Origin of the sequence: Cupriavidus basilensis, from assembly GCF_029335485.1 — a bacterium.
GTDB lineage: Bacteria > Pseudomonadota > Gammaproteobacteria > Burkholderiales > Burkholderiaceae > Cupriavidus > Cupriavidus basilensis_E.
Genome location: NZ_JARJLM010000681.1, coordinates 24,391 through 38,957 on the forward strand (window position 1 = coordinate 24,391; position 14,567 = coordinate 38,957).

Here is a 14,567-nt window from a genome sequence, read left to right on the forward strand (position 1 = left end):
ACCCTAGCGGCGTAGATTGCGGCGCTCCGTGGCGGTCAGCTGGCTGAGCTGCGCTTCGCTCAGCGCCATCTGGCCCAGTACCTGCACCACCCCGTTGGGGTCGTAGCCGAGCGGTGCCGCCTTGGCCCCCTCCCTGCCCTTGGGCGCGGCGTCGTCCCCATCCGTGCCGAAGCCAAGCACCCGCACGGTGAAGATGGACGGCAAGCCCTGGCGGGCAGCGCTGCGCTCGCGCTGCAGCGCATCCTGCGCCGCACTGACAGCCTGCGACGCGACCGCGCTGGCATTGGTCAGCGCGCCGACATTCACCGCGGCCAGCACGGGGATGCCGGTGGCCTTCCCCTGCACCTGGATGTTCTCGGCGTTGACCACCCGCAGCGCGGCCAGGTTGACGTTGCCGGAGACCCGGATGCCCGCTTCGCCGGCGTCGATGGTGCCCAGCGGCGCGATCAGGTCGATGTCGCCCGGCGGCACTTCGGGAACCGGATTGAGCGTGGCGATGCCCGCCCCGGTGTTGGGCGTGGTCGGCGACAGGCTGACCAGGCCGATGCTGTCATACACGCGGCGCTGCGGTGTGTACACCACGGTGGACTTGGAGCCGCGGCCCGCGTTGATGTCGCCCTGCGCCGACCAGGCCAGGATGTTGCCGCCGAAGGTGGTGAAGATGCGGCTCTGACCCAGCAGGATGCTGTCCCTGGCGTAGATCTGGACCTCGCCCGCGCCCTGCGTGAGCACGCCCGAGCCCTCGCTCGGCACGAAGCCACCGTCCACGCCGACCAGCGTGCGGCCGCCCGGCGTCATGATGTGGATGTCCCCGCCGAAATCCGTATGGATGCCGGCGTCCAGTACGTCGTACACGCCGACGTTGTACGGCTTGCCGGCGGCGTTGTGCTCGTCGCGCCGCAGGTAGGTGACGCCCTTCAGCGGCCGCTTGGTGGCAGGGGCATACATCGGGTCGGCATAGTAGTTGGCGCTGCTGAACATGGTCAGGTCGCCCTGGTAGGCGAGCGCGTTGCCTTGGGCGTCATGGCTGGGGAACAGCGTCGCAACGGCTTCCCGGCCGCGCAGGTAGCTGCCTTCGCGCGGTCCGTTGGCCTGGTTGTACTCGCGTCCGCTCGCCTTGAGTTCGGCGTAGTACACGTTGCGCAGGTAGGCGCGCTGCTGCCCCGCCGGCAAGGCCGCGAAGAACTGCCGCGCATCCATGCTGGCCGCGTCGAAGTGCAGGCCGAGGCCGTTGCGGCCGCCGAAGCGGTCGCTCAGCCAGTTGACCAGGTGCAGCTGGCTGGCCTGCCCGTACTCGCGCTGCAGGTCACGGTTGGCGGCGGCCCCGCCGGTTGCCGCCGCTTGCAGGCGGGTGCGGTCGAGTTCCGCCTGCTTGCCTTGCAGATAGGCCGGTGCATCGGCCTCGTTGCCGGTGTAGCCGAACTGGGTGTGCAACCAGTCGGCAAGCTTCAGTTCGCCGCTATACACGTACACCGCCTTGCCGGGCTGGTCGGCGAAAGGCCGGCCCGGGTCCGCCTGGTTGGCCGGGTCCAGGTAGCGCGCGGCGAAAGCGCTGAAGTCCAGTCCGTTGCGCCCGACGCCCGCCGCCACCGCGATGCCGGCGCCGCTGCTGCGGTCTCCCGGCTTGATGTCGACCACCGGCCCGATGCTCTTGAGCTCGGCCCGGTCGGCCATGTACAGATCGCGCCCGGCCGTGACTTCCAGCAAGCCCGGGCCGGCCACGTAGAAGCTGCTGTAGCGGATGTCGCGGCCAGCCGAGACCACCGACACATCGTCGGCATTGCTATGCACGATCAGGTTGCCGCGCGTGCCGCCGGTTTCGATTGGCGTGGGCCGCTCGGGAATGGTGCCGTCGCCGCGGCGTGCCGGCAGCCGCCAGCCGAGTCCTTCCGCAGGCACGCCTTCGGTCTTGCCCAGCACGGTGCCCGAGTTGACGAGGTCGCGCCCCGCGCGGATGGCCACCGGGCCGCCGCCTTCGTACCAGGTGGAGAAGGCGCCCAATGGGCTCGTCGGATCCCCACGCGAAACGATGGCGCCGGTGCGCAGGCCGATGATGTCACCGTCCACCGCATAGAAGCGGCCCGGCTGCCGGCCCGCGGCCGCATAGCCCGAGGCCGTGGGCGGCGTGAAGCTGAACAGCGGGTAGAGCTGGGCCGATTGCGCGGCTTCCCTGCTGCTCAGGTACACACTGGGCGCCAGCGCACCAGCGTTGATATTGCTCAGCTTCAGCGGGCCGTACCAGAGCATCTCGGTGCCGCCGCTGAAACCGGGATTGAACGGATTGGGCAATGCAGCGGGATCGGCGCCCGACTGCGTGACCGCGTAGCCGCCGGCATAGATCGAATCGGCCGCCAGCAGTTCCAGCTGGCCGGCGCCGGCATGCGCATACTGCGTGCCCACCGGCGACGGCGCCAGCATCAGCCCGATGATGGACTGCATCGGCTTGTTGCTGGAATCCAGGCTGCCTTGGCTGGAATTGCCATAGTAGAAACTGCCGCTGGCCGCTACCGCGCGCAGCACCGACGGCATCAGGAAGCGGCCATCGGTTGCGGACTGGTTGAGGCGGTTGCGCGCATCCGTCCATGCATTGGATGGCGTCAGGTTGCCGCCCGCGCTGAACAGGTCGATGGCCGTGGCCGGCGTCCACAGCGAGAACCAGCTCCAGCCGCCGCCGCCGTAGTTGACGCCATTGGCGGTAAAAGGCGTGCCGTTGCTGAACAGCGCCACGCGTCCCGGATCGCCCACGCCGCCCAACACCAGGTCGCCGCGCGCATCGATGCGCACGCCGGCATCGCCCGGCACCAGCGTTGGGCCGCCGCCAGCGATCGACGAGGTCGCCTTGTACACATCATAGGCACGCGACTCTTCAGGGTCGGCACTGTCGAAGCGCAGCTCGATGCCCCCCACCGCACCGGTTTGCATGCGCAGCGCGCCGCGCAGGTTGACAAAGGTGCTGTTGAGCTCGCCGCGGCTGCCCCGGAAGGCGGTCAGCGGCGTGATCTCGCCGCTACCGCTGGGAAAGGAGCGCACTTCCGCGACGGGATTCAGGCCACCGCCGATGCGGATATCCAGGTCACCGCCGCCGGTCAGCGTCAGTTGCTTGCCGTCCGCCGACACCCTGCCCGTGCTGGCCACGGCCAGATTCAGCCCCTGGCTGCGCGATACGGCGCTGCCTGCCGCATCCATGCGCGACGCCAGCATGCCGGCGTCGCCACCGGCTTCGAACACCAGATTGCCTCCGCCCAGCGTACCGATGCCGGTGAAACCGACCAGGAACGGCGCGGAAGCGAACAGGTCTTCGCCCTGGCCCCCGGTCACATAAGTGCCGAAGTTGACCCACCAGGCGGTGGGCACGCCCTCGCTGCCCGCCACCGCGCTGCCCGTGCCCTGGCGCCACAGCCAGTTGCCCACCGCGCTATTGTCGTTGTGCACGCGCAGGTAACCGAGCGCGTCCTTGCGGCGGCCGGAGCTGCTGCCGATGAGATCGCCCTTCACGTCGCCCTGGGCCCGCAGCAGCACGTTGCCGCCATGCTCGGGATACCAGGCGCGGTACAGACTCTGGGCGCCGCCATCGATGAAGGGCGTGAATGCCGTCCAGTCCGCGCCCAGCAAGGTGCCGTCCTCGCCCTTGGCACGCGGCAGGTTGTAGGCGGCACCCGCCCGCGCGGACTGGGTACCGGCGGTGTAGACCCCGAACGGCGAAGTCATGGTGAAGTCGCCGCCGGAGATCAGGTCCAGGTCGCCGGTGCCGGTGCGCAGCACGCTGAACAGTTGCTGGCGTGCCGGCTGCATCTCCGTCCTGTACTCCGCAGGGGTGCCTGGCTTGACCTGGACGACCAGGATGCCCAGACCCCAGTTGTTGATGTCCTTGACGGCGTCCTCGCCGCCCCACTCGTCCAGGTTGACGGGCGTGCCCGGTGCGTTGCCGGTCTGGGTCAGGGAATCCCCCGCCCACACATATTCCCCCGGCAAGCCCGTGCCCGGGATCACGGCATTGACCGATACCAGTCCGTAGTGCGTGTCCGCAAGCAGCATGCCGGCATGCCTGCTGCGCGTCTGCAAGGCCCGCGAATCCGCAGCCGCGGTGTCCGCGCCGCTCACCAGCCGCGTCGACCATGACTGCGAGCCTTCGGCCAGCATCGGGGCCAGCGCCCAGTTGCGGCCCTGGTTGCCGCTCGCATCCGCTGGACGCAACGACACCATCATCGCATCCTCGGGCAGTTTCACCACCGTTTCGCTGGGGATCACGGCGCCCTTGGGCAGCTTGAGCGCGCTCGCCAGGTAGACGCCCTGGTTGTCCGAGGCATCGTTGCCGGCGAACGGCAGCGGCACCCCGGCGGGCCACATCATGGCAGCCGCGCCGATCGCCGCGGGCAGGCGGGTGCCGGCATCGAGCTGCATGCCGCTGGCCAGGGTCACGTCCTGCGACAGTACCGTGCCCGCGGCATGGATCACGTTGCCGGCCGCGTCGCGCACGGCGCCGCCCAGCACGCTGCCCGCCGGCAGCACCAGGTTCGAGGTCAGCGTGGTACGCGCCGCCAGCAAGGTGCCGGCCCTGATCGTCATCGCCTTGAGCGGCACGGCGTAGTTGAGCGTGCGGCCGGACTGGAAGAAAGTGTCTTCGGCCAGCGTGACCATCCCGCCGTGCGGAATCACCACGTCGCCGCCCCAGGGGACGCGGCCCTTGACCAGCACCCAGCCCCGGTCGTCCGGCGTGACCGGCAGCGCCGAGGCATCGAAACCATCGGTCAGGCTGCCGTAAATGTTCAGGTTGCCACCCGCGCGCACCACCAGCGCGCCGGGTTCGCCGGAGCCGTAGATGCCGGTCTGCGGGGTGTGCGGATTGACGCTGGCGTAGCGATAGCGCGACAGGTCGATATCGCCGTCGATATGCAGGTCGCCGTCCGGCGTGGCGCTGACGATCTCCACGCCGGGGCGCAGGTGGAAGGCGTCCGTATAGCCGCGCAGGCCGGCGAGCTTGCGGTTCATCAGGTCGGCGTTGGCCAGCGCGTTGTCCATGAAGACCAGGCTCTGCGCGTGCCTGGCATCCAGGTAGGCCTGGTTGATGACCTGGTAAGGACGGCCATCGGCCGCCGGGTCGGTACCCCAGGCCGCGTCCTTGTATGACCAGAAACCGTTGACCGCGATGGACCTGGCGCCGTCGATGCGCAGCGCGCCGCTGGCGTCGATGTCGATATCGTTGCCGGTCGCGCCGCCCAGTCGCGGGACGTTCAGGTCGACCGTGCCGAGCGGCTGCGCCGTGGTGCCGGTGCCTGCGCGCAGGTCCATGCGCGCGCCGCTCTCCAGCGTCAGCCGGCCCGTGCCGGCATGGATCTCGATGGTGGCGCGGTTGGGCGCCTCGATGACCTGGCCGTAGCTGTCGACGCGCAGCACCGTGCCGTGGGCATCGAGCACCGCGCCCTTGGCGATGGTCACGCCATGGCGCCCCGCCAGGCGGATGCTGCCGACCTGCTCGCCGCTGGCGTCGATGGTGCCGGCCACGGTGAGCCTGCCGCCGTCCACCGACACGCTGACCTCGCGGGCCTTGATCTCGTCGCCCACGGTCAGGTCGCCCTGCTTGAGCTGGAAGCTGCGGATGCCCGAGAGCTTGCCGTCGTTGAGGCGCTGGTTGAGGCCGGCGAAATCGGCAATGTGCTGGCCGCGGATGTCGGCGCCACCGGCCGCGAACGGCACCAGGGTGCCGCCGGCATCGTAGTGCCCGCTGCTGCCGCCCGCGATGCCGCCTCGCAGGTCGATGGTGCCCGCGCCCTCGCCCAGCGCAAGGGCGGTGAGCTTGCCGGCGCGGTTTTCCCTGGCCGAGAGGTCGATGCGGGAGCCGGCCGACTGGCGTACATCGCCGGCTCGGCTCTCCAGCACCACGTCGCCGCCCCAGCTGTACTTGCTGACATCGTAGAAATCGAGCTTGCGGCCGGCCAGGTCGAGTTGCGCCCCATCGCCCAGCAGCACGTCGCGCTCGGCCGACAGGGTGAGCTTGCCGCTGGGCAGGATCACGGCGCTGTCGACCGTCACGCCGCGGCCATTGAGTGCGATCTCCGCACCCAGCGCCTCGGCCAGGGCCTTGCCCGACAGGCTCGGCGCGGCCGCGCCGGCGGGCGCTGTCAGGCGGATGTCGCCACCGGCGGTGATCTTGTTCACCGATCCGGCATGACCGGTCAGCAGCGGCGTGTTGAGATCGAGGTTGCCGCCGCCATACGCATAGCCCTTGATGCCGTCATCCCAGGCACCTTGCGACTGGTAGACAGCCAGCGTGCCCTTCTGGTTGGCCGTGATGCGCTCGCTGGCGTTCAGCTCGACCTGGCCGAATCCCAGCACCAGGCGATCCATGCTGTGGATGGTGTCCGGGCGGCTGCCCGGGCCAAAGCCGAACTCGATCTGCTTCGCGTCGACCCGCAGGTGTCCGCTGCCGGTGCCGGCGCCGCCGGTTGCCACCAGGCCTGGCGCGTCGATCGATCCGTTCCACACCAGGATGTCGGTATGGATGCGCGCCAGCGCGTCCGCGTTGCCATAGCCGTAGATGGCCGGCGTGCCCAGCACCAGCCGTTCCAGCGACGACTTGCCGGTGGCCGGGTCGATGGTGGACAGCTCGACCGTATCGTAGAAGCGCAGCGCGTCGCGCGCGGTCAGCACCAGGTTCTCCAGCGCCGGCGCGCCGGCACTGGTGTCGCCCCGCAGGAGCCGGTCCAGGATGCCCTGGTTGAGCGTCAGGCCCGCCGGCAGCGCGTTGCGCGCGGCGAGCGCCGTCAGCGTGGCTTCGCTGCCCGCATTGATGCCGCCGACCGACAACACAAGGTTGCGCGTGCCATAGCGTGCCGCGTCGCGCAGATTGAAGCTCTGGTCGGTGGCAGCAGCGATGGTGCCTTCGGAATAAAGCTGCGTGGTGCCGCCGCAGGCAGCGCCCGGACTACAGGCGCCGATGTCGATGCGGCCCGCGCCTTGCAAGGCATCGGTGCTGTGGCCCGGCGCCAGCATGTCCAGCCGGCCGTTGGATACCGCCAGCACGCTGACGACGCCCGGCTCGTAGACATAGCCGTTGGTGGAATCCCAGGCGGCCTTGCCCTGCCCCAGCGTGTTGATGCTGGCGCCTTGCTCTACGATAATGCCGCCCGCCTTGGCATTGGTCACCAGGAACACCTCGGGCGCCTTCAGCACTGCGCCCTGGCGCAGGAAGATGTTCTGGGCGCCGCGATCGAAGGTGGCGATATTGGCGCGCTGCCTGCTGCCGTAGTAGTCGGTGTAGCGCGCCGCAGGCAGGCCGCCGATGCCGATGCGCGAGGCACCGATGGCATTGATATCCGCCGCGTACAGCGAGATGCCACTGAAGCCAGGCGTCGCCACGGCCCCGGTGGCCAGGATTTCGTAGTTGACGCCGTACCCGCCCATCATCAGCGCGCTGCCGCCGTAGCCGCCCCCGGCCGGCGCATACAAGGTGCGGCCGGCGAAATGCAGGGCAGGCCCATCGCCAAGCGCGCCCGGCACGACGGGCAGCGCGAAGTTGAAGCGCAGCGCCTTGGCGTCGCGCTCCAGCAATGCGCGCGGCACGCCTTCGCGCAGCGCCTGGGCCAGTGCGAACTCGGCATAACTCGTTTCGTTGTACTGGGAATACGTGCGCAGAACATCGGCAGGCGTCAGGAAAACCTGGGTGGGCACCGCACTCTGGATAGCGGTATTGGCGATACCCAGCTGCGCGGCGGTGGCATAAGAGCCGTTGCGCATCGCCGTGGTGCTGCCTGCCGGCATCGCGCCCTTGGCCAAGCCGTTGAGTTCGACGCGAAACGCGCCGGGCAGCAGCGCAAAGGTCGAAGGCAGCAGCGTGTAGGTGCCGGCGGGCAGACCGGGCACGCCGGCGCCCACGGTGATCTGGCGGCCGACGACCGGATCGCTGGCGCCCTTCTCGGCCACGACCGGTGCATAGCCGGCCTGCACGCCGGGTACGATCGCATACACCGGATTGCTCGACAGGCCCGGCAGGACGAAGCCGCCCTGGGCGCCAACCTGCACCAGCGGATTCATGCGCGCATCCGCGGAACCGCCGCGGCCGGCCAGGAATGCCGCGCCGGTCAACGTGCCGCCACCGGTCATGTCCAGCAGCGCGCCTTGCCGCACGTCCACCGCATGGCCGGCCAGCGTGATGGCCGGGCCGTTGCCCACGCCGTCGAACGCCACGTCCTTGCCGTCATGCAGGTAGCTCAGCCCGTCGAGCGAGCCGCCATAAGGCACGACCAGCCCGTTGGCACTGACGGAAGTCACGCTGCCCGGCAGGAGGTTGACCTGCCCGGTCACGGCGCCGTCGACTGTGGACCCCACTTCGATGGCGCCCATCGGCGCCCGCAGCACGCCGCCCTGGTTGATGGTCGGGGCGCCCAGGCTGAGCCGGCCGAAGACCGAGTACGGCATCGCCGGCAGCGCATCGCCCACGCGCTCGATATCCAGGTGGCGCGCCGGATCGAACTCGCGCCGGATGATGCCGTACTGGTCCGTATAGTTGCGCTGGCCGACCATCACCGTGCCGCTGTCGCCCAGGCCCGGATAGATCTGCGCGGCCGCCAGCGTGAGGTTGCCAGGCGCGGACAGCGCCGCCGCGCGATACATGCGGATGTCGCCGCTGCTGCGCAAGGCCATCTCGTCGAATGCATTGCGCACGACCATCAGCGGCTGGTCCGCGTTGAGCTTGATGGGACCGCGCGCGCCGATGCTGACCGCCCCGGCAATGTCCAGCAGATCGGCCTTGACGCTTAGCGCGGAACCCTGCGTCACCAGCGGAACCGCCGCGGCGAACGAAACCGGGTTGGGCATGATGTGATTGTCGATCCCTTGGCGGGTCGTGCCGCCCAGGCGGACATAGGGCGCGGCCAGGCTGACCTGGCTGCCGGCGGCGGCATGTTCCGACAGCGCGAGGGCGCTGGCGGTCAGGCGCAGGCTCTGCTCCAGGGCCAGGTTCACATTGCCGTCGAAGGAGATCACCCCGTTGGCGAGCAGCGCCACGTTGCCGAAGCCACCAGTCCCGATGCGGTCCACGCCGATACGCGCGCTGCCATACACCAGGGCCGCGTCGCGGTCGCCGGGCCGCAGTCCGGCAGCCAGGCCGCTCTCGCCCTGGGCTTGCGCCAGCACCAGTTCGCGCGCCGCGCGCACCGCGTCTTCGACGCTGGGGCTCTTCTGGGAGATCTTGTCCACCATCCCATAGTTCGGGCTCTCCAGGTTCAGCGCCAGCGTACCGCCAGCGGCGCCCCGGCCGCCGGCCGCCGCACGCAGGCCGCCATCCAGGAACAGGCCGCGATAGGAACTCAGCGCGATGACGCCGCCGTCGCTCGCCACCGGCGTGGCGCCCAGGCCGGGCAGGTCGAGCAAGGCCGAGGCACCGGACGCATCCAGCCGCGCGCCGGGGCGCACGACGACGAAGGCGTCCGCCGCGTCGACCTGGGTGGCATCGAGGCTGTGGCGCGCGCCGACCTCGATGGTGCCGCCGCGGCCGACGTTGCCATACACATGGCCACGCGCATCGACGGCAGTGGCGGCGCGGCCCGCTGCATCGAGCACGGCCCCGTTGCCGATCCAGATCGACATGGCGCTGGCGGCGCCACTGGGCCGGCCTGCGCTGTCGCCCGTGCCCAGCGCTCCTGGCAGCACGGCGATATTGCCGCTCCAGGCGTTGATGCTGCCGTCGATCGTGATCTGGCCATTGCCCTGCAGGGTCACCGCACGGCCGGGATCGACCGAGACGGTTGCATCCTGGCCAATGACCAGCGGCGCCTGGCTGAAGACGGACCCGGCCGCCAGCGCGATGTCGGCCCCCCCGCGCTGCGTCAGCTGCGCCTTGACCGGATCCTCCTGCCAGAGCGGCGGCAGCCAGCGATCCAGCGCTTGCGCCGGGTCGGCACCGGTAGCCACGGTGTGTCCCGCGGGGGCGTCGAAGCGCAGTACCGGCATCGACACATCGACCGTGACGCCCCTGGCCACCTGCACGCCCTGCTGGCTGCCCACGGCGTAGCGCGAGAAGCCGCTCTGGAACAGTTCGGTGCCGATCACCAGCAGCGGCTTGACCGCCACCGCATCCGGCAGCTTGGTGCCGGCCAGCAGCCTGGCGCCTTCGGCCAGCACCACGTCCTTCGGCAACGGCATGCCGGCTCTCAGCGTAGTATTGAAATCCGCCACCGGGATGCCCTTGGGGAATATGGCGGCGGGGACCACGTAGCCCGGCGCCAGATCGCCCACGCTGCCTACCAGCACGGTGCCGGCGGGAACCACGTTGCCGTTGGCCCAGTAGCGGCCCGTATCATCGATGACGGCAAAGTTGTAGGTCGTGCCGAACGGCACCAGCCACGCCCCCTGCAGCTTGACCGAACGCGCGGCGCTGAACTGCGGATTGCCCGCCATTGCTTCGCCGGGCAAGACGGTGTCGGCGGAAAAGGTGAAATCGCTGGCAAGCACTGTCCCGGCGCGCAGGGTGACGGTCTGGGCCAGGGTCAGGTTGACCGCCACCGACTGGCCCGCCGGCAACACGCCGCTGTCGGCCAGCAAGCCGCCGCCGATGGCGACGCCAACGCCGGTGTCGATGGTCAGCGTGCCGCCGCCCTTGACGCCATAAGCGCGCAACTCGCCATCCATGCGCAGGCTGCCGGAACCCTTGCTGTCAGTATCGTTCTGGTTGGACAGCAGGGTGATATTGCCGCCCCGCCCGCCCTGGAGCTTGTTGCCAGACAGCAAGGCGGCGCCCGAGGACACATCCAGTACGCTGCCCGCGCCGAGGGACACGTCGCCGCTGCTGCTGATCTTGACGGTGCCGCCGTTGATATAGGGCAGCCCGCTGATATCGGCGGGATCCTGCTTGAGGTTGGACCACAGGCCACGCGCATCCAGCATGACGCCCTGCCCGACCGAGACGCCGGGGGTATAGCCCTTGGCCGGTATCGCGGCCACCGGCACGTCCAGCCACGTGCCGCCGGCGCTGCCGGTGTACTGGTTGACCATATTGCCGAGCGCGATGCTGCCGCCCCGCGCTGCAAGATCCGCCTTCACATCCACCTGCGTGGCGTGCAGTGCGATATCGCCGCCCGCTGCCACGCGCGCATCGGCGCTGACGTCGATACCGTCCCTGGCGTAGACCTTCAAGGCGCCCAGGCCGAGCCCGTTGAGCCAGCCGGCATCCAGGCGCACCTTGCCCTTGCGTTCATCCGGTAGTGCATCGGTCAGGGCCAGGCCATCGGCAATGCCTTGCACGATGCCGATATCGACCTGTTTCGCCATGGCCTGCGGGCTGTCGCGCAGCATGCCGGTCTTGCTGTCATAGACCGGCACGGCCTGGCCGACGATCAGTTGCCCGGCGCGCGGCGCGGCATTCTGCGATTGCCTGTAGCCGTCAAGGCCATTGTCGCGCGCATCGCGCTGGCGTTCGCCCTGGAACACGGTGGTGTCGATATTGCCTTCCAGCACAGCCGAGCGCGTGGCGACGATCATCCGGCCGGCATCGCGCCCGACCGTGTAACCGTTCTCCAGCCGCGAGCCTGGTGCGATCAGCGGGCTGTAGAAATACTCGGTGGTGTTCTTGCCCCAGCGCGCATGCGTGTCCTCGAAGCCGCGATACAGCCCGGTGTAGAGGTTGTCGGCGGGCGCGGTCGCCAGGTTGTACAGGCGGCCATCCGCCCCCCTGAGCCAGGTCTGCCTGATGCTGCCGCTCTGCACGTTCAGCGAGCCGCCGGAGATGTTGATGCCCGAACCGTTCTGCGTGACCAGTTCGCCGCCGCTGAAACCGACGGTGCCGCCCTGCGCGGCCCATTCGCCGATGCCGTGGCCAGCGGTGCTGAGATAGCCGCTCACTTCCAGCAGGCCGCCGCCCGTGTACATGCGCTCGGTGGCGTAGCCATTGGTGCCTGCCGCAACGCGCACCAGGGTGCGGCGGTCGATCCAGATATTGGCATTGTTGAGCAGCTTGCTGTCGCGGTTGAGCGGCGCGTCCCGCTGCTCGTTGCCCTGCACGTTGATCATGACGTTGTTGGATTCCATCGCCACGCTGACGCCCACGGCGCCGGCCACGTCGATCGCGGCGCGGTCCGCCATGCGGGTGCGGCGCGCGGCGTCGACCATCACCTGGCCGCCGGTGGCGAGCGTCATGGAGTCGGACTGGAAGTCCGCGTCGCCGCTGGAATCGATCTTCACCAGGGACTGGTCGCGCCGGTTGTAGGCGGTGCCGTCGCTGAGCCTGCCGGAGTCCTTGATCAGCGTGTCGCGCTGCGCATCCAGCGCGGTGGCGTTGCTGTCGTCGAGCAGGATGGCGCTGACACTGCCGGGCGACAAGGTCACCCGGCTGTCGGCATCGCCAACGGCTTTCAGGTGCAGCGTGCCGCGCGTGTTGACCGAGGTGCTGGACAGGATGACGCCGCCCTGCTCCACCTTGCGGCCGACCAGTGTGATATCGCCAGTGGCGGCCTGGATCAGGCCGCTGTTGCTGACCTGGCCGGCCAGGCTGTTGGCGTTGCGTTGCGCGACGACTTCGTTGCCGCGCGTGCTCGAGTCCTGGTTGGCGTCGGTGCCCACGCCCTTGCGGATGATGAAGCTGTCGCCGGCCGCCAGCGTGGTCTGGCCGCTGGGGGTGCTGATGCTGCCGCGGTTATGCGCTTCCCGGCCCGCCAGCAGGACGTAGCCGCCGCCTTCCGTGACCGATTGCGGCTTGCGGGTCTCGATGCGCGCGCCGGGCTGGACGATCACGTCGCCGGTAGCATTGCCGTTGGCGGCGCTGCTCCCGCTCACCACGAGGTCATTGGCAAAGGTCGGCACGTAGCCGGCGCCCAGCGCATCGCTGTAGATGCCCTTGCGGAACTGCGAATCGGTCATGCCGGCAGCGGCGGCCACCAGGTTGCGCGTGTCGATCTGGCTGCTGCCCGTGAACACGATGCCGTTGCGGTTGACGATCATCACCGTGCCGTCGGCCTTGATCTGGCCCTGGATCCGGCTGGGGCGCGCCTGCGGGTCATTGACGCGGTTGAGCACCGCCCAGTTGGGCTGCTGATCGAACCGCACGGTGGTGTTCTTGCCGACGTTGAAGGTCTCCCAGTTCAGGATGGCCTTGTCGGCGGTCTGCTCGATGGACACCACCGTCCTGCCGTCGGCCACCTTCTGCCCGGTCTCCTTGTTCAGCGGCCTGGCGTTGAGCCAGCCCGCGGTGAGGCTGTTGGTGTCGACCTTCAGGCCGCCTTCGGCCAGGCCATCCGGCACGGACGGATCGTTCTGCGCGGCCTGGCGCGCCGCCGCCTGCGCGGCCTGCATGGCGGCAATGCCGCGCGCGGCCACATTCAGGTTGTCGAGAGAGCGCTGCAGTTGTTCATTGGCGCGCTGCTGCTGCGCCAGCGGATTGGTCAGCGAGGCGGCCGGCTGGCCGTTGGGCAGCCGGCCGGTGGCCGCCGCCGTGTCCTGCATCATATTCTTCTGGGCCATCCAGGCCCGGCTGAAGGCCTGTTGCGCATGCGCGCCTTCCATGGCCCCGCCCGCCGCCACCAGCAATGCAATCGCCTGGGCCAGGGGCCTGAGCGTGAGTGCCGACATGCCGAATCGCTGTCTCTGTCGCGTTGGCATTGTCTTGTAGTGAAAGCGCTTATTCATAGTGGCCTTAATCCCCGTCAAGCTGATTCAGCGGCTCCGGCGCACTCGCAACACTTCAGCGAACCGGCCCTGCGTTCATGTCCATCGACGGCAGCCGCCGTCGATGCTCCTGGGACCTAGACCGTTGGGCGCGGTGGAATCGGCAAGCTTTTATTTGAAGATTTCGTGACAAGGAATGGCGACGCGAGCAGCGGCTGCATGGCGCAGCAAAAACGCCGTGCGAAGACGGCGTTTGAGGGAGGCGAATGCAAGGCAAGCCATGCCGGTGCCGACGTCCATGCTTGATCAGCTGAGCAGCACGATACCGCCTGGCAACGACCGCACCTCGAGCCCCAGCGAGCGCTGCATCTGCAGGATCGCCTTGTCGAGCGACCGGATCTGGAAGCGGCCGGTCACATGCCTGGCCGCCACCTGCTTGTCCAGCAGCACCACCCTGCCCGGACGATAGCGATTGATCTCCTCGACGACCTGCCACAACGGCGCTTCGCTGAAGCGCAGATAGCCTTGGCGCCATGCCGGCATTCCCATGGCATCGACGCTCACGACAGGCCCGAGGGATTGGCTGTCGTAGCTCAGTTGCTGCCTGCCATTCAGGATCGCGGTGCCCGCGGCATGCGTCACCTGCACCTGGCCCTCGATGCAGGTCACGCACGCACCCGCCGGCGTCACCCGCACCTCGAAGCGTGCGTTCTGCGTCAGCGCGCGCCCGGGTCCGGCAACCACCGCGAAGGGACGGGGCGCGTCCATCGTATCGATGGCGGCCTCGCCCGCGATCAGGTCGATGCCCTGCACGCTGCCCTGGCCGGAACGCACGGCGATGCTGGTGCGGGTATTCAGCTCCACGGTCACGTCCTGCGCCAGCGTCAGCCGGCGCTGCTCGCCCGTCGTCGTCCGGTAGTCCGCGCGCAGTTCGCCCACGGAAGGCCACAGGCCCAGCGGCGGATGAACGAATG

General features: G+C 69.2%; 3 protein-coding genes. All 3 read right to left on the minus strand.

Annotated elements, in window-relative coordinates:
* Positions 1-3: 3 nt before the first annotated feature.
* Positions 4-13,557, minus strand: a complete 13,554-nt coding sequence (locus P3W85_RS41945) for a filamentous haemagglutinin family protein (RefSeq protein ID WP_276269154.1) — start codon at positions 13,555-13,557, stop codon at positions 4-6.
* Between the two features lie 207 nt (positions 13,558-13,764).
* The gene (locus tag P3W85_RS41950) at positions 13,765-13,893 is read right to left on the minus strand and encodes a hypothetical protein (protein ID WP_276269155.1); all 129 of its coding nucleotides are present in this window, start codon (positions 13,891-13,893) and stop codon (positions 13,765-13,767) included.
* Between the two features lie 6 nt (positions 13,894-13,899).
* Positions 13,900-14,567 (minus strand): FecR family protein (locus P3W85_RS41955; RefSeq protein WP_276269156.1); only part of this gene is annotated, 668 nt, incomplete at its 5' end.